The sequence below is a fragment of the Peristeroidobacter soli genome (assembly GCF_004138485.1).
Taxonomy (GTDB): Bacteria; Pseudomonadota; Gammaproteobacteria; order Steroidobacterales; family Steroidobacteraceae; genus Steroidobacter; species Steroidobacter soli.
The window spans coordinates 1,899,669-1,923,304 of record NZ_ML142848.1; the positions used below are offsets into that span (position 1 = coordinate 1,899,669).

Here is a 23,636-nt window from a genome sequence, read left to right on the forward strand (position 1 = left end):
ACACTCGACGCCGACTCAGCAGACGACAAAACGTTCCGCAGTCAGTTCCGATCTGCGAAAAAACGCGTCACTACCGGTGCAGGTCCCATGCAAATTCCCGATCCCGCGGTCGAAGGTCAGCTCAAAGGCAAAGTCGCACTGGTCACCGGTGCCGCGAGCGGCATCGGCCGGGCCAGTGCCATCGTGTTCGCGCAGGCGGGTGCCGCGGTGGTCGCCTTGGATCGCGCGGCTGAAGTGGAAGACACAGTAGCCACAATCCGCAAAGAGAACGGGCGCGCAACCGCGATCGTCAGCGATTCGTCGCAGGAATCGAATATTTCGGAGGCCATCGACGCGGCGGTCCGGGAGTATGGCGCGCTCGATGTTTGTTTCGCGAACGCCGGCATCAGCGGCGGCCTGGTGCCGCTCAACGAACAGACTCCGGAACATTGGCTGCAAGTGCTGACCATCAACCTGGTCGGCACGTTCCTCGCCGTCAAACATGCGGCCCGGGTGATGACACCGCGCAAGCGGGGCTCGATCATCTGCACCGCCTCGGTGGCCGGCCTCCGCTCGGGCGCGGGCGGGTCGCCATACAGCGCCAGCAAAGCGGGCGTCATCAGCCTGGTGCAAACGACGGCGTATCAGCTGTCCGGCAGCGGCGTACGTATCAATGCCATTTGCCCCGGCCTGATCGAGACCGGCATGACCAAACCCATCTTCGAACAGGCCCGGGCACGCGGCACCGACAACAAGATCGGCCAGCTCAACCCGTTGCGGCGCGCCGGCGCACCCATCGAAATCGCGCGCATGGCGCTGTTCCTGGCGTCGGACGCGGCGTCATACGTCAACGGTCAGGCCTTCCCGGTGGACGGCGGCCTGTCCAGCTCGCACCCCATCGTCCCGCCCCGAGTGCCCTGACGGAACCCCGCCCGCGGGCAGAGCGTCTGGCTAAGACACTAACGGAGAACGCTCATGCGCGACTACGAGCGCTATCGCGATGACGACGACGATCTCGATGACGATGATTGGATTTCCGATGCTGGCCGTTCGCGGCGACGCTCGGCGGCATTCGACGCGGCCGAGTCCATCCTGCTGCTAGGCGCGCTGGCCTTGATCGCGATGCCGGCCATCAAGGGCATCGCGCGGCGTTACCGGGTCCGCAATCCGATCGCCGCCGATGAGGCGATGGTCGATGAGTCGCTCAAGGAGACCTTCCCCGCCAGCGACGCACCGGCCTCGCGTTACGTCGACATCCCGGTCAACCGACGCGATTCGACGACGCACTGACGATCCCGCGGGATTTCCCCGGCTGTGCTCGATTGCACAGCCTTCGGGTCAGGGCTTGAGCCGCATCAGCTGCGCGATCAGCACGTTCGGCAGCACCGGCTTCGCCAGGCGCGGCGCGCTGCGAACGGCCTGCGGGAACAGCCGATCATCGTCGGCGTACGCCGTCGCGAACAGAAACGGCACATCCTTCGCGCGCAGTTCGTCGGCCAGCGGAAACACATGCTCGCCGTTGAGGTTCACGTCCAGCACGGCGACGGTCGGCTGCTCCTTCGCGAGCAATGTCTTCGCCTCGGCAAGACTGTGCGCTGGCCCCAGCACGCGCGCGCCCTGCTCCTCGAGCATCATCTGCATGTCATACGCGACGATGAAATCGTCCTCGACCACCAGCACCGTCATGCCCGACATCGGGCCCTTGGTCGCGCCTTGCGCGCCAGTGCCGTCGCCGCCTTCACGATGCGGCGCGCGCCGGACGGGAAACAGCAGGATGCGCGGATCGCGCATCCCCGCCGGACGCGTCATCGGCGAGCTGCCGGTGCGAACGACTTCAGGAAGCGGGCATGACCTGGAGCTTGGTGAGATTGACCCGGATCCGCGTGCCCGGCCGTCGTCCCGGCTCAGCAGCGCTCTCGTGAAATCGAGCAGTGCGCTCCGGGCGACCGCCGAACTGCCGCGCGACCATGTCGATGATCTTGGCGCCGAGACCGCCTGTTTCTTGTACCTGTTTGTCATGCCAGCCCACTCCATCATCCGATACTTCTAATATTGCAACCCGGTCCTCGCCATGCTCGAGCACCACGTTGACCTCGCCCGCCTCACCGGGCGCGAACGCGTGCTTGACCGCGTTCATCACCAGCTCGCTGGTCAGCACGCCGAGCGACACTGCATCGCGCGCGTTGATCTCCAGCGGTTCGACCTGACACTGGATCCGGATCAAATCTCCCGGCGGCAGTCCGGCGCTGATGTCTTCGAGCACCGCGCCGAGCACCTCATTGACCTTGACCGTGGCGAAGTCCGCCCCGAGACGCAGCTTGCGATGCGCCGACGCGATGGCCTGCACCCGCATGCGAGCGGCGCTCAAGGCACGAGCCGCATCGGGGTTCTTCACCGCTCTCTGCTGCATCGTCAGGAACGATGACACCAGCGCCAGGTTGTTGCCGACGCGATGATTGACATCGGTCAACAGCGACTCGGCTCTGGCACGCTCGCGATTGGCTTCTTCGGCGACCCTCGCCAGGTCTTCCGTGCGCGTCTGCACCCGCTGTTCCAGCTCAGTATTGTGGGTCGCGACCCGCAACCCATTTTCGCGAACGGCTTCCACATACCGACGCACGCTGACCAATGCGAACAGCGCGAGCATGCCGCATGCGAGCAGCATCACTACGACCGCGCTGGTGAAACGATCTCGCAGAGTGGCGGCCGCTTGTTGCCGCTCGGTGAGCAATCTCTGTTCGAATCCCGTGGCCGCTTCGATGCGCGAGCGCACGTCGTTCAATGTCGGCAGGCCGATGCGTTGAAGCGCGGCGACGGCATCGGCACGGCGCCCCTCACGATAAGCGGCCACGGCCCCGTCGATGGCAGCCAGTCGCTTCTCGATCAGCGGCGTGATCGCCTCGACATTGGCGAGTTGCGGGGGATTGTCCGCGACCAGTTCGCGCAACGTCGCCATCTGCGCGGGCAACCGTTCGCCCGCTTCTTGATGAGGTTTGAGAAACGCTTCGTCACCGGTCAGCAGGAACCCACGCAGCCCCGACTCGGCGCCGCCCAGCGTGAGCAGCGTCGTATTGAGTGCTCGCTGCACTTCCATGGTGTGCACGACCAGCTCGTCGGCCTTGACGCCTTGTCGCGACACATGAAACGTCAGCCCAGCCGAACACAACAGCAACAGAAAGCTGAGCGCAATAGTCGCGGTCAGTGCGCGGTTCCGGCGCAAGGAAAGTTGTTGTAAGACTTGCATATCCGCTGATGGACGGGAGTCCAAGCGGTCGATACTAGCAAACTCGCACACGGCGTCAGCCGGGCGAAACCCGCGTAAGGGCCTGCGAACACTCAGTTCATGGGCTGCGTTGCGCCTCCAATCGCCTGCAGCAAGGCGCAAAGCGCAGCCCTCGCGTAGCGAGGGCAAGCTTTGTAACGCAGCGGCAGGCCCATGTTTTCATGAGAATCGGGAGACGCAACCCGTTCAATGAATAAATATGCTTAGATGGGACGAGCTATGGCGGTTCAGGCCGTCGTTGCTCCTCCCTTATGTACGGAGAGTACACGGCGGTCGTCCCGCCTAGCCCTGAACCGCCATAGCTCGTCGCAGCCCATGAACTGAGTGTTCGCAGGCCCTAGCTGGTAAGCACCAGATCGTCGCGATGGATCATTTCATCGCGCCCGTGAAATCCAAGCAGCGCCGGGATCTCACTGGATTTGCGTCCGAGCAATCGCTCGGCGTCGGCACTTGAATAGGCAACCAGGCCACGCGCGATCTCCTTGCCGGCAGCGTCACGCACGATGAGCGCGTCGCCTCGCTGAAAGTGACCGACGATGCGAGTCATGCCCGCGGGCAGCAGACTTTTGCCGCGCCTGAGGGCCGCCGCCGCGCCGTCGTCCACATAGATCTCGCCAGCCGGCTGCAGCGTGCCCGCGATCCATTGCTTGCGCATGGTCGACGGACTCGCGGACGGATAGAACCAGCTACAACGCACGCCTTCTTCAATCCGTTTTACTGGATGCAACTCGCGGCCGAGCGCCACGCACATATGACAACCTGCACCGACGGCAATTTTCGCCGCGGTGATCTTCGTCGCCATGCCGCCGGTGCCGACCGCGGACGAGGAGCCGCCCGCCATGGCTTGGATTTCGGGCGTGATCTCGCGTACTTCCGGAATGAATTGCGCGTTGGGATCGCGCGTGGGATCGGCCGTGTACAGACCGTCGACGTCGGACAACAGAATCAGGCAATCCGCGCTGATCATCTGCGCGACGCGCGCGGCCAGCCGGTCATTGTCACCATAACGTATTTCGGCAGTAGCAACCGTGTCGTTCTCGTTGATGACCGGCACCGAGCCGAGCTTCAACAACATGCGCAGCGTGTTGCGCGCATTCAGGTACCGACGCCGCTGCTCGGTATCGCCGGGAGTGAGCAGAATCTGCGCGACGCTCAGTTCGTGGCGCTCGAGCACTTCGGTCCAGGCATGCGCCAGACGGATCTGGCCGACAGCCGCCGCCGCCTGCTTCTCTTCCAGCTTCAGCTTGCCTGGCGCGAGTCCGAGCTGCCGGCGGCCCAACGCGACGGCGCCGGAGGACACGATCAGCACCTCCTGACCGCGCCGGCGCAAGACACCGATATCGGCGGCGAGCGTCTCCAGCCAGTCGCGTTTGACCGAGCCATTGGCGGGATCGGCCAGCAGGGCCGAACCGACCTTGATGACGATACGCCGTGCCTGCAACAGCGGCTGGGCGGACGTCGGTACTCGTGACGGCGTCGTCATGGCATGGATAAAGAGTAGTGGGCGTCTTGGCATGAAGGGTGTAAGGGCGCGGGAGTGTAGGCAGCAGCCCAACCCTCGTCCATCCGCCCCGTCGGAAACCGCGCCAGGCTTGTTTCACTCACTTGGCAGTCTTTGAGAATGCCCCTAATATTCCGCCGCCGGTGAATACACCGGTTCTCGTCGTTTGAGGTGTGTGCGTGGCCAGAGATTACGACCCGGTCCAGGGAAAATGGTATGAGGATCTCGAAGAAAACGAGGTCTTCAAGGTCCTGTCCGTGGATCCCGACCAGGAGTTGGTCGAAGTCCAGTATGAGAACGGCGATATCGAGGAAATCGACCTCGATACCTGGCACGAGCTAGACCTGGAACAGGCCGAGGAGCCGGAAGGCTGGGCCTCGGACGATGAGGAAGAAGACGACGAAGAGGAAGAAGAGGAAGAAGACGAGGACGATTGGGACGAGGACGACGACGATTGGGATGACGACGAGGATGAAGACCTCGACGACGACGATGACGATTACAACGATCGGGACGACGCCTGAGCGTCCCTCGCGCGCCCTTCCCACGGTCACTTTCTCGACCGCGCCCGGTCTAACGCGGCGCGGTCATCCCCAAACCCCTTCCATCGCACAGCGGTAATCGCGGCCTCGTGAACGCTCGCCGCCGAACGGCTTCCGCCCAGACCGCCCTCGTCTGGTTCAGGCGCGACCTGCGCCTCACCGACAATCCCGCGCTACTGCATGCTCTCGAACACGCCGAGCGCGTGGTGCCTGTGTTCGTTTATTCGCCCGACGAGGATGCTTCCTGGGCACCGGGCGCGGCCAGTCGCTGGTGGCTGCATCACAGCCTGGTCGCACTGGACGCAGGACTGCGCAAAATCGGCAGCCAGCTCATCGTGCTGAAAGCTGCTGATTCACTGTCGGCGCTACGCGATGGCCTCCGGAAAACGGGCGCGACGCTCGTCTGTTGGAACAAGCTTTACGAACCGGCGGCATTGAAGCGCGACGCCAGGGTCGCCGCGGCGCTGGACGATGACGGGGTGTCAGTCGAGCAAAGCAACGGAGCGCTGTTGTTCGAGCCGGGCACGGTGTTGAACCAGCAAAGCCTGCCGTATCGAGTATTCACCCCTTTCTGGCGCACCGTGGAAAAGCTGTTGCCGACCTTGCCGCCTCCGAGCAAGGCGCCGCGCAAATTGCCGCCCGTCCCGCGCGGCCTCGCGCATGTCGCCATCGATGACCTCGAACTCCTGCCCAAGAACCCCTGGGACGAAGGCCTGGCGGCAAGTTGGACGCCGGGTGAAATCGGTGCCGCCAGACAACTCAAGCAATTCGGCAAACACGTCGCGAGCTACCCGACCGGCCGGGATCGACCCGACCGCGTCGAGACCTCGCGCCTCTCGCCCCACTTGCACTTCGGCGAAATCGGGCCGCGACAGATTGTCGCCATGCTCCGACATTCCGGGCACGGCGCGTCGCAAGCCAAAGGAACCGACAGCTATCTGCGCCAGATCGGTTGGCGTGAGTTCGCGCATCACCTGCTGTTCCATTTTCCGGACACGACCGACGCGCCCCTGGACAAACGCTTCGCCAAACAGAAATGGCGGCGCAGCGCTGCCGACCTGCGAGCCTGGCAGCGCGGTGCCACCGGCATCCCCCTGGTGGACGCCGGCATGCGCGAGCTGTGGCGCACCGGCTGGATGCACAACCGCATCCGAATGATCACCGCCTCCGTACTAACCAAGAACCTGCAGATTCACTGGCTGCAGGGCGCTCGTTGGTTCTGGGAGACGCTGGTCGATGCGGATCTGGCGAACAATACGTTGGGCTGGCAATGGGTCGCGGGCTGCGGCGCCGACGCGGCGCCCTATTACCGCATCTTCAATCCTGTCTTGCAGGCCAAGCGCTTCGATCCCTTGCGCGGCTACATCCGCCATTGGGTCCCGGAGCTCGCGCGCTTGCCGGATCGATGGATTCATCAACCCTGGGCCGCGCCGGCAGCGGTTTTGCAGCGGGCCGGCGTCGAACTGGACAAAACCTACCCCCGCCCCGTGCTCGACCTGGGGGAATCCCGCAAACGCGCGCTTCAGGTTTATTCCCAGCTGCGTTAATGAATTAGCGATTGAATCCACCGCTCGTCGCTCATGCGAAATCCGTCACAAGGACGCATGACCATGAGCACCAACCCTGAAAGCGCACCGCCCCGCACGCTGTGGACCAGCCTGACCAGCTGGTTGGATGTGCGCGCGGGCCTGGCCAATTACGACGCCTCCAAAATCGACAACGTCGACTGGATGCGCGTGATTCCTTTCATCGGCATGCACCTCGCCTGTGTGGCGGTGCTGTTCGTCGGCGTCAGTCCGATCGCCGCCGGCATGGCCATCGGCATGTATGTGATCCGCATGTTCGCGATCACCGGCTTCTACCACCGCTACTTCTCGCATCGTTCGTTCAAGACTTCGCGCGCCGGCCAGTTCGTGTTCGCTCTGCTCGGCGCTTCAGCCGTGCAGCGCGGCCCGATCTGGTGGGCTGCGCACCACCGTCATCACCACGCGTTCTCGGACACCGAGCACGACGTTCACTCGCCGGTCCAGCGCAGTTTTCTCTGGAGCCACATGGGCTGGTTCCTGTCGCGCCGTCATTTCCAACCCGACCTGTCCCGCGTCCGCGACTTGCTGAAGTTTCCCGAGCTGAAGCTGCTGGACCGTTTCGACATCCTGGTGCCGATCGTCCTCGCGGTCGGCTTGTTCGGCCTCGGCGCGCTGCTCGAACACGCCGCGCCGAACCTGCACACGGATCGATGGCAGATGCTGGTGTGGGGCTTCTTCGTTTCGACGGTCGTGACTTATCACGCCACCTACACCATCAATTCACTGTGCCATCGCTTCGGCAAGCGCCGTTACGAGACCAGCGACGACAGCCGCAACAACCTGTGGCTGGCACTGCTGACGTTCGGCGAAGGCTGGCACAACAACCATCATCACTATCCGGTGTCGACGCGACAGGGATTCTATTGGTGGGAGATCGACCTGACTTACTACGGACTGCGCGTGCTGGCGCTGTTCGGGATCGTCTGGGATCTCAAGCCGGTGCCTCGCGAGGTGCGCGACGCGCGCACCCGCAGATCGCCAGCTCACTAAAACAAGCATCCACAACGTTACGGGCAGGACATCATCATGCGCATCGGAGTCATCGGCGCGGGGATCGCAGGACTTTATGCCGCCTGGCGGCTGAGCCGGCAGCACGACGTCACCGTATTCGAAGCGGGCGATTACCCCGGCGGCCACACCAACACCGTCGACGTCGACTGGCAAGGCAAACACTACGCCGTCGACACCGGCTTCATCGTTTTCAACGACTGGACCTATCCCAACTTCATCGCGATGTTGCGCGAGCTGGGCGTGCAGTGGCAACCGTCGAACATGAGCTTCAGCCTGCGCTGTGAGCGCACCGGCCTGGAGTACAACGGCACGTCGTTGAATGCGCTGTTCGCACAGCGCTCGAACCTCGTGAGCCCGTCGTTTCTGCGCATGATCTACGACATCCTGCGCTTCAATCGTGAGTCCCGCGCGCTGCTGAAGACCCAGGACGACAAATTGACGTTGAGCGAGTATCTGCGCGCCAACGGTTACTCCAAATCGTTCGCCGAGCGCTACATCCTGCCGATGGGCCGCGCGATCTGGTCCGCCGAGGCCGATGCGATGCTGTCGTTCCCGGCGCGCTTCTTCGTGGACTTCTTCGAGCGCCACGGCTTCTTGAACATCGACAACCGCCCGCAGTGGCAGGCGGTCAAAGGCGGCTCGCGTGAATATGTGCGCAAGCTGATGGCGTCGATGAAGGCCGACGTTCGGTTGTCGACGCCCATCGAAGGCGTTCGGCGTCGGGCCAATGAGGTCGAGGTCTGTACGCGCAACGGCGAGGTGCATCGCTTCGACCACGTCTTCATCGCGTGCCACAGCGATCAAGCGCTCGAGATGTTGACCGACCCGTCGCCTGCGGAACAGGAAGTGCTGAAGGCATTTCCGTACGCCGCGAACGAAGCGATCCTGCACACGGATACTTCTCTGCTGCCGCGCCGTCCGTTGGCGCGCGCGGCCTGGAACTATCACGCGCTGAAGAATCCTCAGCAGCCGGTCGCGCTGACCTACGACATGAACACCCTGCAGACGCTGGATGCGCCGACCAAATTCCTGGTCACGCTGAACCACGCGGACGCGATCAACCCAAGCAAGATCATCCAGCGCATCGCGTATCACCACCCGGTTTATTTGCCTCAGGGCGTCGCCGCGCAAGCACGCCATCGTGAAGTGAACGGCGCCCGGCGCACTTACTACTGTGGCGCCTACTGGCGCTACGGCTTTCACGAAGATGGGGTCGTGACCGCGATGCGCGCGCTGGAACACTTCCAGTGGGATCTCACGTCGCGCGGCGAAACCACTCCGCCGGTTACGGCAAGCGTCGCCTGACATCCGGCCGAATCATCCCGAGCTGCCCATGGAAAGTTGTATCTATAACGGCTGGGTCCGTCACCGCCGGCACGAACCGGCCGGCCATCAGTTCCGCTACGAACTGTTCATGATGTATCTGGACCTGGCCGAGCTGCCGCAGCTGTTCGACCGCCACTGGTGCTGGTCCACTCGTCGCCCGGCGCTGGCGCGTTTCAACCGTTCCGACTATCACCACACCCTCAACGACGGCGACGATGAGCACGGCGAACTGAGCCTCGACGAAGCCGTTCGCCGCACCGTCACCGCGCAAACCGGCCGCCGCCCGGACGGCCCGATCCGCATGCTCTCGCACCTGCGCTACTTCGGTTACATCTTCAACCCCGTGTCGTTCTACTACTGCTTCGACAGCACCGGCACGAAGGTCCAGACCATCCTCGCCGAAATCACCAACACGCCCTGGAAGGAACGCCACGCGTACGTGCTGCCCGTTTCCTCGGCGACGCGCAACGACAGCGTGATGCGCTTCGAGTTCGGCAAGGAATTTCATGTCTCGCCGTTCTGGCCCATGGACATGAGCTACGACTGGCGCCTGAGCGCGCCGGGCGAACAGCTGCGAATTCACATGGATAACCTGCAGCAAAAAGACGGGCACACCCGCCGCGTGTTCGACGCCACGCTCACGCTGCAACGAGAGGAAATCTGCAGCGCCTCGCTCGCCCGGGCGCTGTATCGATATCCGCTCATGACCGCCAAAGTTTCCGGTGCGATTTACTGGCAGGCCCTGCGCCTGTGGTTCCGACGCACGCCGTTCTTCACTCACCCGAACCGGACCGTGACGCCATGACAACAGCAAGACCGTCGATCCTCCCGAACGCGCCCGCCCTGGTCGCCAGCGACTCCTGGCTGCAACGGACCGGACGCAACGCGCTGCTCGGTCAATTGAAACATCTGAAGCACGGCGAGATCGCCGTCGTCGAAGGCGGAGAGGTGCATCGCTTCGGCAAGCCCACGCCGGAATGCTCGCTGTCCGCGACAGTCGAAGTCGTCCATCCCCAGTTCTGGGCCGACGCTGCGTTCGGCGGCACGACCGGCGCGGGCGAGGCTTACATTCACGGCCACTGGCGCAGCGACGACCTCACGGCGCTGGTTCGTATCATGGTGTTGAACCGGGAGATCATGCAGACCATGGAAGGCGGCCTCGCCTTCTTGACGTCGCCGCTGCGACGGATCTTCCATTGGATGAACCGCAACTCCAAGGATGGCAGCCGCAAGAACATCGCGGCCCACTACGACCTGGGCAACGATTTCTTCCAACTGTTCCTCGACGACACGATGGCTTACTCGTGCGGCATCTTCGAAGCGCCGGAAGCGACGTTGAAGGAAGCTTCACTGGCGAAGTTCGAGGCGGTGTGCCGGAAGCTGCAATTGAAACCGTCCGATCATCTGGTCGAGATCGGCACAGGCTGGGGTGGGTTGGCCATTTACGCGGCGAAGAAGTACGGCTGCCGTGTTACGACGACCACGATCTCCAAAGAGCAGTATGCGCTGGCCAAGGAGCGTGTAGCTGCTGAAGGCTTGAACGATCGGATCGATCTGCGGCTGGATGATTACCGCGATCTGGCGGGGCAGTACGACAAGCTGGTGTCGATCGAGATGATCGAGGCCGTGGGGCATCAGTTCCTGGATACTTACATTGCCAAGTGCGCCTCACTGTTGAAACCGAACGGCGCGATGTTGATCCAGGCCATCACCATCCAGGACCAGATTTATAACGATGCCCTGAAGAGCGTGGACTTCATCCAGCGCTTCGTGTTCCCGGGCAGCTTCATTCCGTGCGTCACGGCGATTACAGACGCGGTGACGCGATCGACGGACATGAAGGTCTATCACCTCGAAGACATCGGCCCGCACTACGCCACGACATTGCGCATGTGGCGCGAGAACTTCTTCGCCAACATCGGCAAGGTCCGCGCACTCGGCTATCCCGAAGAGTTCATCCGCCTGTGGGACTACTACCTCTGCTACTGCGAAGGCGGCTTCGCCGAGCGGCAACTCGGTGACGTACACATGTTGATGGTGAAGCCCGGCTGGCGCGGGTAAAGTTCGCGGCACATGCTGCCGCTACGCCTCGCCATCTTCGCCGGAGTCTTCGGCATCGCTCTGTCCGGGCTGTTCTGGCTGCTCGGCAATTTGGGCGAGCCTGAGCTGCTGCGTTCGAAGAAGGCGGTCGTGGTGAAGGGCTGCGATCCCATCGAAGACGAGACCGCGGCCCGGATTTGTCCGCAGCTGTTTTGTCAGAAGCATCTGCTCGATACGCGCGTGTTCGAGCTGCGCTATCGATTCGATGTGACGCTGGACCGGCGCTCTGGGGCGGAGCATTTGATCGGCGGTACGGCTAAACCGTTTGTGGCTAAACCTGGCGATGGGCCGGGGATGGAACGGAGTTTTCTTTGCGTGCTTCAGGGCTCGCAGGTTGTTGAGAGCCGCGCGATGTCTGCTGCGGAGCTGGGTGAGATTGCGGCCTCGTCGGAGTCGGAGTCGGAGTCGGATTAAGAGGCGTCGGTGGTCCACGTCGCCGCGGTCTGTCTACTTTCGGAGTTGCTGTCGGAGGCGTCGGTGGTCCGAGTCACCCCGGTCTGTCTACTTTCGGCGTTGCTGCCGGAGGCGTGGGTGGTCCGCGTCGCCGGGAGTGACCTACCTCGTCCCGGCACCGGGCGCCGCCCGTCGCGCAATGCGCTCCTTGGCGCACGTCCATGGTGAGCCCTGCTGTTGCGGCCCCGTCCCTGTGCCGCAAAGCTGCCGGGACGAGGTAGGTCACTCCCGCCGCCGCCGCGATGTCACAGCGCATTCGCGCGTGACTCTTCTCCGACCCTGCGACCCTTGGTGCGTGCCTTAGCGTCTGCTCGTTGTCGAGCCGGCGTTGCGGCCGCGTTGGGGCGCGGCCGCTCTTCCGGGGTTAGCTTGTGAATTAAGGCTCGATCGATGTAGCAGCGACCGAGGTTAGCTGTTGAGTTGAGCTCGATCGATGTAGCAGTGACCGAGGTTAGCTGCTGAATTGAGCTCGATCGTTATAGCAGCGACAGCGGCGGCTGCGCTCAAGCGCGGCCGCAACGCCAGCTCTACAACGCGCATGCTCAAATTCACAACTGACGGTCGCACGGTCGGAAGAGCGTCACGCGCAACGCGCAGGTGACGTTGAGGGCGGCGGCAGGGTGGGGGATCTCCTCCCCGGCAATTGGATCCGCCAGGGATGGCGGTCCTATAGCAGCCACAGGGGCTCGGCGGGGCCTTTCGGCGAAGCACGGCTTCGCTCCGCCGAGCGGGTGTACATGGATGTGCACCCTGGGCTTGCCCGGAGCAGGACTGCGCAGGGCAATGTGCAGCAGGGCGCCCGCGACAGCGGGAGCGAAGCGTGCGCAGGCGTGTGTCGCGGTGCCGGGGAGGAGATCCCCCACCCTGGCGACGCCGGACCACCGACGCCTCCGAATCCGAATCCGACTCCGGCTCCGAGTCCGGTTCCGAGGGAACGCGGTTGCCCCAACAAGGGTCAATCTTTAAGCTGACCCAACAGCGGCCCAATTCATCTTCCATAACGCCCGAGTCCCCGTGTCAATCCGATCTCTCTGCGCACTCGTGCTGTGCTCGTGGTCCGTGCTGGCGTTGGCGGATTACGCGGCCGCTCCCAAGAAACCCATTGACCTCACGGGTTTCTGGATCTTGAATACCTCGGCCAGCGACGATCCCGAGGCTTTGCTGACAGCGAAGCAGGCCAAGGAGTGGGAGCGATTCGATCGCATGCGGCGCCGGGAAGAAGAGTCCTGGCCCGCCAATGTGCCTCCCCCCATCGACGCCGACGCCCCGCCCCCCGATGAAAACGGCAATCGTCGTCGCGGGCCGCGGCCCTGGCAGAAGCAGCAGGAGGAGAATCTCCGGCGGATGCTCGGTGTCAGTCCCACGCTGGAAATCAAACAAGTCGAGCCAGGCCGCTTCGATGTGCTTTCCGCCGTCGACTCACGGCGGGTGCAGGCGGGCAGTCATACGCAGGTGTCGATGCCGGAGGGGCAGCTCGCCGATTCCTGGGTCGGTTGGGAAGGCGAGTGGTTTGTCATCGAGCGCCGCGTTCGCAGCGGGCCGCGGGCGCTGGAGAAGTTTCGGCTGACCAAGAGCGGCCAGCTCGAATATCTGATGAACTGGAGCGGTGACAGCGAGCTGTCGGGCATCAAAGTGCGGCGCCTGTACGATCGCCGCACCGGGCCCGTGCCGGAAGCCAATCCGGATCACGGACCCTTGCAGTAAACGGCGGGCCGTCAGGTCGCCGAGTAACCCATCATTGCCTTGACCTCGAGGAATTCCTTGAGGCCTTCCTTGCCCCACTCGCGGCCGTTGCCCGATTGTTTATAACCGCCGAACGGCGCGTTCACATCGGTCGAGGCGCCATTCAAGTGAACCATGCCGGTGCGCAGGCGGCGCCCGACTTTGCGGGCGTGCTCGATGTCGCCGGAATAAACATAGCCCGACAACCCGTAGACCGTGTCATTGGCGATGCGCACCGCTTCTTCCTCGGTCTCGTACGGAATCATCACCAGTACCGGGCCGAAGATCTCTTCGCGTGCGATGGTCATCGTGTTGTTGACGTTCGCGAACACCGTCGGCTTGATGAAATAGCCCTTGTCGATGCCATCCGGGCGGCCCGGGCCGCCGATCACCGCGGTGGCGCCTTCGTCGATGCCGGTTTGCAACAGGCGCTGGATCTTTTCGAACTGGGTCTTGTTGGCCACCGGGCCCATGGTGACGCCCTCTTTCTTCGGATCGCCGACGACCGGCTTGGACGCGACGCTCTTGGCGATATTCACCGCTTCTTCGTACAGCTTCTTCGGCACCAGCATGCGCGACGGTGCGTTACACGACTGACCCGTGTTCGACATCATCGACAACACGCCGCTCTTCACCGCCGCGTTCAGATCGGCATCTTCCAGAATGATGTTGGCCGATTTGCCACCGAGTTCCTGCGACACACGCTTCACCGTGTCCGCCGCCGCCTTCGCGACTTGCACGCCCGCGCGCGTCGAGCCGGTGAAGGACATCATGTCGATGTCCGGATGACGCGACAACGCCTCGCCCACGGTCGGGCCGTCGCCGTCGATCATGTTGAACACGCCTTTCGGAACGCCGGCTTCGTGCATGACCTCGGCAAAGATGTGCGCGCTGAGCGGCGCGACTTCGCTGGGCTTGAGCACCATCGTGCAGCCGGCGGCCAAGGCGGGAGCGACTTTGCAGCCGATTTGATTGAGCGGCCAGTTCCACGGGGTGATCAGGCCGCACACGCCGACCGGTTCGCGACGAATCATGGTCGTGCCCAATGTCTCCTCGAACTCGAATTCCTTGAGCGCGGCGAGCGTCGACATGAAATGGCCGAGGCCGCTGCCGGCCTGTGCGTTCAGCGCGAACTTCATCGGTGCGCCCATCTCATCGGAGATCGCCTGCGCGATGTCCTGCATGCGGGCCTTGTAACCCTTGATGATGCGCTCGAGCAGTTCGATGCGCTCTTCACGTGTCGTTTGCGAATACGTTTCGAAAGCCGCGCGCGCGGCTTTCACGGCGACGTTCACGTCCTCGGCCGTGCCGAGCATGATCTTGCCGACTTCCTGTTCAGTGGCCGGATTGATGACCGCCAGCTCGCGACGGCCCGGCGGGGTCACCCAGGCGCCATCGATATAAAACCGCTTGAACTCGTACATGTGTCCTCCGCCAGATGGGCGCGATCCGCACACCAGAACGACCCGCGAAGTCGGGCCGGGTGACGGCGCAAAAGGGAGCTGAATCATACCCTGGTCCAACCAGATCCGCCCTGGGTACCTGGAGGTACCCAGCCGCTGCAAGCGGCGGCGAGCAGCGAAAAGTCACGCCTTTTTGCGAGCTCGCACGAGGGGGCGTGGCAGGATGCCCGATCCCGAGTCATTGAAGCAGCGGCTCAACGGCGCACGTCGCCGCCTTTCTCGGATAACAGCAGTTCCACGTCGGCCACGCCCAGCAGATTGAAATCGCCCGGAATGGAGTGCTTCAGGCAGCCCGCCGCCGCGCCGAAGTCGATCGAGGCCTGCGGGGTCATGCCGGTCAGCAGCCCATGCAGAACGCCGGCGGCGAACGCGTCGCCGCCGCCGATGCGGTCCACGATGCTGTGCAGGGGATAGGAGCGGCTGGTGTAGGTGTTCTTCGAGTCGAACAGTAGCCCGGTCAGTTGCTGAACGTCGACGCTGTGACGCGCGCGTTCGGTGCAGACGATGTAGCGCAGGTTGTTGAATGTTTTAAAAGCGACATCGGCCGCCTCGCGTCTGACATCTGTCGCCGATCCTTTGAAGCCGAGCATGAATCCGATGTCGCGGTCGTCACCGAATATCACATCGGCCTGCGCACATAGACGAGTCAACAGTTGTGGAGCCTCGGGCGCACGCGAGCCCCACAGACGAGCGCGGAAATTGCAGTCGAATGAAATTTGCACGCCGGCGTTGCGCGCCGCTTGCATCGCTTGTGAAGCAGCTTCGGCAGTGGCGCTGCTCACGGCGGGAGTGATGCCTGAAACATGCAACCAACGCGCGTTTGTCAGCAACGATGCCCAGTCATAAGTGGCTGGCGGCGCGATCGCGAAAGCCGAATTGGCGCGATCGTAGAGCACTTCCGCGGGGCGATGACCTGCGCCGTGCGTGAGGAAATACATTCCCATGCGGCCATCGCCAAAATGAATGGAGTCGGTTTCGACGCCATGACGACGCAATTCATCCGCGCAGGCGCGGCCGAGCGTCGAATCCGGCAGCGCGCTGATCACACGCGTGCGATGACCGAATTTATGCAATGAAACTGCAACATTCGCTTCAGCGCCGCCGATGTGTGCATCGAATCGGGGCGATTGCAACAGCAATTCCTTGCCCGGCGATGACAAACGTAACAGCACTTCGCCAAAGCAAACGATGGCCGGTTTCATGCGGGCGGAGGTTCCGTGAGAAGTGTGAAGAGGAGCACTGCAGCAAGATTGTAAGCGGATCAGGCTTGGTGACGCGTGTTGCAAGAATACCAAAGGGAGTGTCTTGCCGGCCGACAGTGAGCTCTGTTAGCCTGCACGCATTGTCACCGGTGTCATCGCTGTATAACAAGGCGTTATCCGGTGTCACCGAATCGGGATGGCCAATCGCAGGGTTGGCATGTCGGCCATACCCGGGCGCCTGGAGCCCTATTGGCCGAAATCAGCGGTTTTTTTGGGCGATTTCGTATGGGGGTCTCATATGTCCAAGGTAGGTCAGCCCGGCGCGCTGCGCGTCGCGGTTCGGATGGTTCTGGCAATGGCGGCGCTCTCCGCCTCCACTGCGGCGTTTTCGCAACAGAGTCAACCTCAGCTGGAGGGCGCACTCGAAGAGGTCGTTGTCACGGGCTTCAAGGAAAGTTTGAGCCTGGCGCTGGATCAGAAGCGCGCGGCGGTGGGCGCGGTCGATGCCATCGTCGCCGAAGACATTGCCGATTTTCCCGATCTGAATCTGGCTGAGTCCATTCAACGCGTGCCTGGTGTGTCCATCGCGCGTGACGCCGGTGAAGGTCGAAACATCAGCGTGCGCGGGCTGGGTCCGCAGTTCACGCGTGTACGAATCAACGGCATGGAAGCGATGAGCGCGAACGGCGGTACCGACGCTGCCGGCGGCACCAATCGCGACCGCTCGTTCGACTTCAATACATTCGCTTCCGAGTTGTTCAACTCGATCACCATTCGCAAGACCTCGGCCGCCGAGGTGGAAGAAGGCTCGCTGGGCGCGACCGTCGACCTGCGTTCCGGCCGGCCGTTCGACTATGAAGGCTTCACCATGGTCACCAGCGCGCAGGCCAGCTACAACGATATCCAGGAGGATGTCGATCCGCGCGGCGCGTTCCTCATCAGCAATACATTTGCAGACGGACGTTTCGGCGCGCTGTTCTCGATCGCGTACAGCGAGCGCAAGCTGCTGGATGAAGGCACGAGCACGGTGCGTTGGCAGGCCGGCCCCGGCGGCGCGTTCGTGCCGCGTATTCCTCGCTATGACATTTACCAGCACGACCAGGAGCGACTCGGTCTCACCAGCTCGCTGCAGTGGTCGCCGACCGACCGGACCACGATCAGCCTGGATGCGCTGTATGCCAAGTTCCAGGCCGAGCGCAACGAGATCTTCCTGGAAGCGCCGGGCTTCAGCGGCAACGTTGCGGGCAGCAACCTCTCCTTGGTCGATTCCGTGGTCGATGCGAACAACACGATGGTTTACGGCGTGTTCAACGATGTCGACATTCGTTCCGAAGCCCGCCATGACGAGCTCGAAACCGATTTCACGCACATCACGCTCGAAGGCACGCACGAGTTCAACGATCGCCTGCGCGTAAAAGGCCTGGTCGGTTATTCGGAAGCCGAGCACGACAATCCGATCCAGACCACGCTGCTCTTCGATGCCACCGACGTCGACGGTTACAGCTACGACTTCCGTGGCAACAACCGCTTGCCGGTGATCACTTACGGCAGCGTCGACGTGACCAATCCGGCCACCTGGCGCCTGTCGCAGATCCGGTTGCGTCCGCAGACTTCGGAGAACACCTTCAAGACGGTGTCGTTCGATGTGGCCTGGGACGTGACCGACATCATCACCTTGAAGGCCGGTCCGCAGTACAAGAAGTTCGAGTTCGAGACCACCGCCTTGCAGCGTTCGAATGGCACGACCTCCACTCAGGAAGGCGTCGTCACGGGCTTGCCCGTGACAGCGGTCGGACCCTACAGCGAGCTGGCGCGCATCAGCGGCAACTTGAATGTGCCCAATGGCACGCCGAGGACCTGGCTCATTCCAAACATCGATGCGGCCGCCGCGCAGCTCGGCATCTATGACCGCTCGCGCTTCCCGCTCGGCATCGAGCCGGCGCTGGGCAGCAACTACAGCGTCGATGAAGAGGACACCGGCGGTTACGTGCAGGCCGACTTCAAGACGTTCCTGTTCGATCGTCCGCTGCGCGCCAACGTCGGCGTGCGCTACGTCGAGACCAAGCAGACCTCGTCGGGTTACACCTTCACTTCGGGCTCGCCGCTGTTGACCACAGTTGAGCGGACCTACGACGACACCTTGCCGTCGTTGAACGTGGCGCTCGATGTGACGGATCAGTTCGTCATCCGTGCCTCGGCCGCGAAAGTGATGGTGCGTCCGAACGGCGGTGGTCAGACGACGGGCCTGGGCATTCTTGCGCCGGGCGCGGCGGTGGGCATCAACGGTGCCAACAAGACCGTGACTGCCGGCAACCCGCTGCTCGATCCGTATCGTGCCAAGGCGTACGACCTGTCGTTCGAGTGGTACTTCGCCGAGGACTCGCTGGTGTCGCTGGCTCTGTTCCAGAAGGACATCGACAGCTTCGTGCAGATCATCCGCAGCACCGGCGACTTCTCGACCAACACGCTCGGCTTGCCGAACAGCGTCGCGATCGCCGCTTGCGGTACCTCCATTCCGGATCCGGCCACGTGTCTGGCGGGCTGGCAGTTCTCGCAGCCGACCAACACCGAGGGCGGCGACCTGAAAGGTTTCGAGATCAGCTATCAGCAGCCGTTCTCGTTCCTGCCGGGCTTCTTCAGCCACTTCGGTATGATCCTGAACTACACCGGCGTCGAGTCGGAGATCGAATATCTGTCGGCGACCGGCGCGGTGGCGGCGAAGGACGATCTCACGGGTCTATCGAAGTCGGCTTACAATGCCACGCTGTACTGGGAAAACGAGAAGTTCAGCGCGCGCGTGTCGGCGGCTTATCGTGACGACTATCTGACGACGATCCCGGGGCGCAACGGCAACCTGGTGGAAGGGACGATCGAGACGTTGAGCATCGACGCGTCGTCGAGCTTCACGGTGAACGACCACCTCGTGCTGACGCTCGAGGCGCTCAATCTCACCGACGAGTTCCAGGACCAGTACGTGGGCGATTCGAATAGCGATCGCCTGTCGTATTACCACCACCAGGGACGCCAGTTCCTGTTGGGCGCGCGTTACAAGTTCTAAGTCCAGGAACGCCAGCTCGCGAGACGAGGATAGCGCTTGAAAACAAGTCCGGCGGCGGACCCGCCGCCGGACCATTCGTGGACTTCAGGGGACATGACGGAAATCACTCGACGCGGGCTGCGGGGCTCGGCGATTCTGGGTGCGGCGGCGGCAGCGCTTGCCACTGCCTGCAACTCCGTCGAAGACCTGGCGGCGAGGCTGAATGTGGCACGTCAGGGCGCCGCGGTGTTTCGTGACATGCGTTGCCAGGCGCTGGAGGATTTCGCGAAGCCATGATTTTCATCGGCAAGGTGCGCCATGGCGCGTTGGGATTGTTCGGGTGGCTGGCGATGATGGCCTCGGTCGCCGCGGCCGAACCGCCCGCGCAGCCTTTGTATCCGGGCGATATTCCCGGTGCCATCGTGGCGCCGGATGAAGAGTCGGTGCGCGATCCGAAGGATCCGTGGCCGTTCTTTCTGGATACCTCTCGTCCCACGATCACTGCATACCGGCCGACGCAGCAGGATCCGAAGCGCGCCGCGGTCGTCATCCTGCCGGGGGGCGGCTATCGAGGCACATCGATGCTCAAAGAAGGTTACGACGTCGCTCGGGCCTTCAACGACATGGGTGTCACGGCGTTTGTCGTGAAGTATCGAACCCCCAGCGACAAGCACATGAAGAACAAGCGCGTCGGGCCGCTGCAGGATGCTCAGCAAGCAATCGCGACGGTGCGGCGTGACGCGGCGAAGTGGCAGATCGATCCGAAACGTATCGGACTCATCGGCTTTTCCGCAGGCGGACATCTCGCAGCCACGACGGGAACGATGTTCGACACGCCGGTGCTGTCTCAGTGGCGCAGCGCCGATGTGCGTCCGGACTTTTTGATGTTGATCTATCCGGTCATCACCTTCACCGAACCCACGCTGCACCAGGGCTCGCGCAATCAGCTGTTGGGTACGGCGCCGTCGCCGGACGATGTGAAGCGCTTCTCGGCGGAATTGGCCGTCACTCGCGATACGCCGCCGACGTTCCTCATTCACGCGGCGGATGATCAGACGGTGCCGGTCGCGAACAGCATTCTGTTCTTCCAGGCTTTGCAGGCGCAGAAGATTCCCGCGGAGCTCATGATCTATCCGGCGGGTGGTCACGGCTTCGGGCTGAACAATGCCACTACCGGCGATCGCTGGATCGAGCGTTGCCGGCAATGGTTGCAGAGTCAGGGTTGGATTTCGTAACGGCGGTGTCATCGCCGCGCGCATGTTCGGCATTCGGCCTGCTGCCCCGATCCGGACTGCATGCTCGGCCCATGATCTCGCGATGAAGAGCCCTACATCGATTTCTCGCCGCGAGCTGCTCGCCAGCTCGCTGCTACTGGCCGGCGGCTTGAGCGTGCCGGCCTTCGTACATGCGAGCCCTGGCAAGAGCAGCCTCCTGCAAACTCGCGCCGGTAAAGTCGCGGGCGTCAAAGCGCAGGGCGTGCATGTTTTCAAGGGCATTCCATACGGTGCAGATACTCGGAACACTCGCTTCCTGCCGCCGCAACCACCGGTCGCATGGAAGAAGACGCGCGATGCGTTGAATTACGGCTCTTCCTGCCCGCAGTCCGGCTCGCGCGAGGAGATGAGTGAGGACTGTCTGGTCCTCAACGTGTGGACGCCGGCATTGAAAGACGGCGGCAATCGACCCGTGATGGTTTATTTCCACGGCGGCGAATTCAGCAGCGGCTCTGGATCGAGCCCGCTGTATGACGGCACGCGATTGTGTCGGCGCGGCGATGTCGTCGTAGTCACCGTCAATCATCGCCTGAATGTGTTCGGTCATTTGTATCTTGGGCGGCTCGCGGGACCTCAGTACGCTTCGTCGGGCAATGTCGGCATTCTCGACCTCGTGCAAGCACTCGCTTGGGTGCGCGATCACGCCGAGGCAATTGGCGGCGACCCGCGGCGGATCATGGCGTTCGGGCAGTCCGGCGGTGGCGCGAAGATCGCGACGCTGATGGCGATGCCGGCCGCGAAAGGTTCGTTCCATCGCGCGGCGACCATGAGCGGTCAGCAGATCACTGCTGCCGGCCCGCGTGGGGCGACTCAACGCGCGCGGGTGATTTTGGAAACATTGAAGCTCACGGATGTTGCTAAGTTGAATGACGTGCCGGCTGCCGACCTGGTCGCCGCGACTCGTGCCAACGATCCATCGATGGTCGGGCGTGGCATCTATTTCGGACCGGTGCTGGATCAGTCCGTGCTGCCGCGTCACCCGTTCTATCCCGACGCTCCGCCGCTGGCCGCGAACATTCCGATGATCATCGGCAATACTCACGATGAGACGCGCGCGTTTCTGGGCAACGAGCCCGGTGTGCACGAACTGACCTGGGAGGAGCTGCCCGATCGTTTGCTGCCGCACCTGCTCGTCGATATTCACCCTGAGTATGTCATTGCGGAGTATCGGAAGCTGTATCCGAATTATTCGCCAACCGACGTGTTCTTCGCCGCGACGACGGCGGGACGGTCGTGGCGTGGTGCTGTGATCGAGGCGGAGTTACGCGCGGCGCAAGGCTCGCCGGTGTATGCGTATCAATTGAACTATCGCTCGCCGCTCGAGAACGGGCGCTTCGGAGCGATGCACGGCATGGATATTCCGCTGGTGTTCGACAACATCTCTCAACCCGGCTCGCCGTCCGGCAAAGATGCGGATGCGCAGAAGGCGGCGGATCAGATGAGTGAGGCGTTCATTGCGTTTGCGCGCACGGGCAATCCTGCGAACGCCAATATCCCCGAATGGAAACCGTACGAGCTGCCTGACCGCGCGACCATGGTGTTCGATACCACTTCGCAGCTTGTCAACGATCCCCGCAGCGACGAACGCAAGTTATTCGCGCAGGTTCCCTATATCCAGCGCGGCACGTACTGACGGGTCGGAGCGGAGTCACGCGCGCAGGCGCAGCCGACGTATCGGCGACGCAGACCACTGACGCCTCCGAAGACGCGCCCGGTCTATTTCTTAGACCGCGGCGTCATATACCGCAAATCCCAATCCTTCTCCTCAAACTTCTGCCGCGTCTCTTTATACGAAGGATAGCCACCAACATCGTCTTCGCTATCGATGATCTCACCACGACCCTCGATCGTATCCGCGACAATCCGCGCATCGACCGGATCACGATCCCAAGGCCGCGCGCCAGCCTCACGAATCACCGCATCCTGCACGTCAGCAGCAGCGATGGGCTGAACGCCGAACGGCAGCGCCGGCTTGGCCATCGGAATGAGCTTCGCGGAGGAATTGGTATAGCGTCCCAACTTCGGCAGTTCCTGACCGGTCCAGTCCACCGCGATGTTGTCGGCTTCGTAATATTCCAGATCACCCGAACCGCCCAGCATGAACAGCGGCAGATGCGCCGGCGTCGACGGGCCGCCGCGCAGGACGTTACCGATCAGCGTGAGTTGGCCGGTTTGATACGGCTGGCCGCGCCACTCTTCAGCGATCAGGTTGTAATGAACCGCGCGCGGGCCGGGGTTGTAGATCAGATTGTTGATCACCATGCCGCGCACGCCGCCTTTGAACAGCGGGTTGCGCTCGTAGTTGTGCGCGTACAGATTGTTGATGATCAGGATGTCGCTCACGTTGTCATGGATCAGTGAGCCCTTGGAATGTTCGCCCTTGGCATGAGTGGAGTGACGCAGACCTTCGGCGATGATGTTGTTGCTGAAGGTGATGCTGTGTGACGTGCCTTTGCGCCAGTCCTCCACCGTCTTGCCGGTGAAGCGCGGGCCCGAGGCCGAGAGATTTTCATCGACGGCCCAGGTCATCGAGCAGTGATCGACGATGACGTTGTAAGCACTGATCGTCGAGAACGCATCGGGCTCCCAACCTTTGCGCGGTTCCGCGCCAGCCGAGCCGGTGCGCACGCGGATGTGCTGAAGAATCACGTCGTGGGTGAGCACATCGATGCCAGTGCGGATCAACGTGATGCCGGGCGACGGCGCCGTCTGTCCCGCGATCGTGAGGAACGGCTCCTTGATCTTGATCTCGTGTTTCTGCAGGTCGATCACGCCACCGACTTCGAACACGACGATACGCGGGCCTTTGGTGTCGAGTGCTTCGAGCAACGAGCCCGGACCCGTGGCGTCGAGCGTGGTCACGCGAATGATTTTTCCGCCGCGACCCCCCGGAGTCTGTGCCGCGGCTCCTTGCGCCCCCGGAAAAGCCAGCAGATTGTCAGCGACGGCGAGTGAGCTTGCCGCTGTTAACAATAAGAGCAGCGAGCCCAGCCTGGCGCGCAGCGACGACGGATCGATGAGCATTGAGACCCCCTCAAAGGACTTGGTATCGGCCGTGGTGGATTGTAAATGACACCGGTTTCCTCTATACAGTGTTTCGACGGCTCGCGGGTGTGCGAGCCTGTCGATATCGGGAATTTAATGTTTTCACAGGGGA

General features: G+C 62.7%; 20 protein-coding genes. 14 read left to right on the forward strand and 6 right to left on the reverse strand.

Annotated features, from left to right (window positions below; translation table 11 throughout):
• Window positions 1-87: 87 nt before the first annotated feature.
• The gene (locus EKO19_RS07990) at window positions 88-900 is read left to right on the forward strand and encodes an SDR family NAD(P)-dependent oxidoreductase (protein ID WP_129775799.1); all 813 of its coding nucleotides are present in this window, start codon (window positions 88-90) and stop codon (window positions 898-900) included.
• 54 nt (window positions 901-954) lie between these two features.
• On the forward strand, window positions 955-1,269 hold the full coding sequence (locus EKO19_RS07995) for a hypothetical protein (protein ID WP_129775800.1): 315 nt from the start codon (window positions 955-957) through the stop codon (window positions 1,267-1,269).
• A 48-nt stretch (window positions 1,270-1,317) separates the two neighbouring features.
• Here the strand turns inward: EKO19_RS07995 and EKO19_RS08000 are convergent, their stop codons facing one another.
• The 3 genes from EKO19_RS08000 to proB all read right to left on the reverse strand — a co-directional run bounded on the left by EKO19_RS08000 (window position 1,318) and on the right by proB (window position 4,745).
• A complete protein-coding gene (locus tag EKO19_RS08000) occupies window positions 1,318-1,788 on the reverse strand; it encodes a response regulator (RefSeq protein WP_129775801.1) in 471 nt (156 codons plus the stop codon).
• Window positions 1,789-1,813: 25 nt separating this feature from the next.
• Window positions 1,814-3,223 carry a sensor histidine kinase gene (locus EKO19_RS08005; protein ID WP_129775802.1) on the reverse strand — a complete coding sequence of 470 codons (1,410 nt, stop codon included), beginning with the start codon at window positions 3,221-3,223 and terminating at the stop codon, window positions 1,814-1,816.
• A gap of 376 nt (window positions 3,224-3,599) precedes the next feature.
• Complete coding sequence (proB, locus tag EKO19_RS08010; RefSeq protein WP_129775803.1) at window positions 3,600-4,745, reverse strand: glutamate 5-kinase; 1,146 nt, start codon at window positions 4,743-4,745, stop codon at window positions 3,600-3,602.
• A gap of 197 nt (window positions 4,746-4,942) precedes the next feature.
• On the opposite strand from proB, the gene EKO19_RS38205 reads away from it, so the two are divergent.
• From EKO19_RS38205 to EKO19_RS08050, 8 genes are all read left to right on the forward strand, one after another.
• On the forward strand, window positions 4,943-5,287 hold the full coding sequence (locus tag EKO19_RS38205) for a DUF6763 family protein (RefSeq protein ID WP_157995165.1): 345 nt from the start codon (window positions 4,943-4,945) through the stop codon (window positions 5,285-5,287).
• 107 nt (window positions 5,288-5,394) lie between these two features.
• Window positions 5,395-6,852 carry a cryptochrome/photolyase family protein gene (locus EKO19_RS08020; protein WP_129775804.1) on the forward strand — a complete coding sequence of 486 codons (1,458 nt, stop codon included), beginning with the start codon at window positions 5,395-5,397 and terminating at the stop codon, window positions 6,850-6,852.
• Window positions 6,853-6,915: 63 nt separating this feature from the next.
• The gene (locus EKO19_RS08025) at window positions 6,916-7,881 is read left to right on the forward strand and encodes an acyl-CoA desaturase (RefSeq protein WP_129775805.1); all 966 of its coding nucleotides are present in this window, start codon (window positions 6,916-6,918) and stop codon (window positions 7,879-7,881) included.
• Window positions 7,882-7,917: 36 nt separating this feature from the next.
• The gene (locus EKO19_RS08030) at window positions 7,918-9,207 is read left to right on the forward strand and encodes an NAD(P)/FAD-dependent oxidoreductase (RefSeq protein ID WP_129775806.1); all 1,290 of its coding nucleotides are present in this window, start codon (window positions 7,918-7,920) and stop codon (window positions 9,205-9,207) included.
• Window positions 9,208-9,235: 28 nt separating this feature from the next.
• Window positions 9,236-10,033, forward strand: a complete 798-nt coding sequence (locus tag EKO19_RS08035) for a DUF1365 domain-containing protein (RefSeq protein ID WP_129775807.1) — start codon at window positions 9,236-9,238, stop codon at window positions 10,031-10,033.
• Window positions 10,030-11,289 carry an SAM-dependent methyltransferase gene (locus EKO19_RS08040; protein WP_129775808.1) on the forward strand — a complete coding sequence of 420 codons (1,260 nt, stop codon included), beginning with the start codon at window positions 10,030-10,032 and terminating at the stop codon, window positions 11,287-11,289. The genes EKO19_RS08035 and EKO19_RS08040 overlap by 4 nt, the downstream gene beginning before the upstream one ends.
• Before the next feature lie 12 nt (window positions 11,290-11,301).
• The gene (locus EKO19_RS08045) at window positions 11,302-11,742 is read left to right on the forward strand and encodes a hypothetical protein (protein WP_129775809.1); all 441 of its coding nucleotides are present in this window, start codon (window positions 11,302-11,304) and stop codon (window positions 11,740-11,742) included.
• 1,053 nt (window positions 11,743-12,795) lie between these two features.
• Complete coding sequence (locus EKO19_RS08050; protein ID WP_129775810.1) at window positions 12,796-13,485, forward strand: hypothetical protein; 690 nt, start codon at window positions 12,796-12,798, stop codon at window positions 13,483-13,485.
• A gap of 11 nt (window positions 13,486-13,496) precedes the next feature.
• Here EKO19_RS08050 and EKO19_RS08055 read toward each other — a convergent pair whose 3' ends face one another.
• Together EKO19_RS08055 and EKO19_RS08060 are read right to left on the reverse strand one after the other, a co-directional pair.
• Entirely contained in the window at window positions 13,497-14,927 is a 1,431-nt protein-coding gene (locus EKO19_RS08055; protein ID WP_129775811.1) for an aldehyde dehydrogenase family protein, read from the reverse strand.
• Between the two features lie 233 nt (window positions 14,928-15,160).
• Complete coding sequence (locus EKO19_RS08060) at window positions 15,161-16,168, reverse strand: sugar kinase (RefSeq protein WP_129775812.1); 1,008 nt, start codon at window positions 16,166-16,168, stop codon at window positions 15,161-15,163.
• Window positions 16,169-16,466: 298 nt separating this feature from the next.
• Between EKO19_RS08060 and EKO19_RS08065 the strand changes: the two genes are divergently transcribed.
• The 4 genes from EKO19_RS08065 (at window position 16,467) to EKO19_RS08080 (ending at window position 22,112) form a co-directional block, all read left to right on the forward strand.
• Window positions 16,467-19,226, forward strand: coding sequence for a TonB-dependent receptor (locus tag EKO19_RS08065; protein WP_217705175.1), 2,760 nt, complete (start codon window positions 16,467-16,469; stop codon window positions 19,224-19,226).
• Window positions 19,227-19,262: 36 nt separating this feature from the next.
• Window positions 19,263-19,502, forward strand: a complete 240-nt coding sequence (locus EKO19_RS08070) for a hypothetical protein (protein WP_129775813.1) — start codon at window positions 19,263-19,265, stop codon at window positions 19,500-19,502.
• Window positions 19,499-20,440 carry an alpha/beta hydrolase gene (locus EKO19_RS08075; RefSeq protein ID WP_217705176.1) on the forward strand — a complete coding sequence of 314 codons (942 nt, stop codon included), beginning with the start codon at window positions 19,499-19,501 and terminating at the stop codon, window positions 20,438-20,440. Before EKO19_RS08070 ends, EKO19_RS08075 begins: the two co-directional genes overlap by 4 nt.
• A gap of 82 nt (window positions 20,441-20,522) precedes the next feature.
• On the forward strand, window positions 20,523-22,112 hold the full coding sequence (locus tag EKO19_RS08080) for a carboxylesterase/lipase family protein (protein ID WP_129775814.1): 1,590 nt from the start codon (window positions 20,523-20,525) through the stop codon (window positions 22,110-22,112).
• A gap of 83 nt (window positions 22,113-22,195) precedes the next feature.
• On the opposite strand, the gene EKO19_RS08085 is transcribed toward EKO19_RS08080, so the two are convergent.
• A complete protein-coding gene (locus tag EKO19_RS08085) occupies window positions 22,196-23,503 on the reverse strand; it encodes a pectate lyase family protein (RefSeq protein WP_129775815.1) in 1,308 nt (435 codons plus the stop codon).
• Window positions 23,504-23,636: the final 133 nt, after the last annotated feature.

Excerpts from the sequence above, each read along its gene's own strand:
- proB (WP_129775803.1), bottom strand. The coding sequence starts at position 4,745 with ATGACGACGCCGTCACGAGTACCGACGTCCGCCCAGCCGCTGTTGCAG.
- EKO19_RS08040 (WP_129775808.1), top strand. The coding sequence starts at position 10,030 with ATGACAACAGCAAGACCGTCGATCCTCCCGAACGCGCCCGCCCTGGTC.
- EKO19_RS07995 (WP_129775800.1), top strand. The coding sequence starts at position 955 with ATGCGCGACTACGAGCGCTATCGCGATGACGACGACGATCTCGATGAC.
- EKO19_RS08030 (WP_129775806.1), top strand. The coding sequence starts at position 7,918 with ATGCGCATCGGAGTCATCGGCGCGGGGATCGCAGGACTTTATGCCGCC.
- EKO19_RS08065 (WP_217705175.1), top strand. The coding sequence starts at position 16,467 with ATGTCCAAGGTAGGTCAGCCCGGCGCGCTGCGCGTCGCGGTTCGGATG.
- EKO19_RS08005 (WP_129775802.1), bottom strand. The coding sequence starts at position 3,223 with ATGCAAGTCTTACAACAACTTTCCTTGCGCCGGAACCGCGCACTGACC.
- EKO19_RS07990 (WP_129775799.1), top strand. The coding sequence starts at position 88 with ATGCAAATTCCCGATCCCGCGGTCGAAGGTCAGCTCAAAGGCAAAGTC.
- EKO19_RS08055 (WP_129775811.1), bottom strand. The coding sequence starts at position 14,927 with ATGTACGAGTTCAAGCGGTTTTATATCGATGGCGCCTGGGTGACCCCG.
- EKO19_RS08075 (WP_217705176.1), top strand. The coding sequence starts at position 19,499 with ATGATTTTCATCGGCAAGGTGCGCCATGGCGCGTTGGGATTGTTCGGG.
- EKO19_RS08025 (WP_129775805.1), top strand. The coding sequence starts at position 6,916 with ATGAGCACCAACCCTGAAAGCGCACCGCCCCGCACGCTGTGGACCAGC.
- EKO19_RS08060 (WP_129775812.1), bottom strand. The coding sequence starts at position 16,168 with ATGAAACCGGCCATCGTTTGCTTTGGCGAAGTGCTGTTACGTTTGTCA.
- EKO19_RS08035 (WP_129775807.1), top strand. The coding sequence starts at position 9,236 with ATGGAAAGTTGTATCTATAACGGCTGGGTCCGTCACCGCCGGCACGAA.
- EKO19_RS08080 (WP_129775814.1), top strand. The coding sequence starts at position 20,523 with ATGAAGAGCCCTACATCGATTTCTCGCCGCGAGCTGCTCGCCAGCTCG.
- EKO19_RS08085 (WP_129775815.1), bottom strand. The coding sequence starts at position 23,503 with ATGCTCATCGATCCGTCGTCGCTGCGCGCCAGGCTGGGCTCGCTGCTC.
- EKO19_RS08045 (WP_129775809.1), top strand. The coding sequence starts at position 11,302 with ATGCTGCCGCTACGCCTCGCCATCTTCGCCGGAGTCTTCGGCATCGCT.
- EKO19_RS08000 (WP_129775801.1), bottom strand. The coding sequence starts at position 1,788 with ATGACGCGTCCGGCGGGGATGCGCGATCCGCGCATCCTGCTGTTTCCC.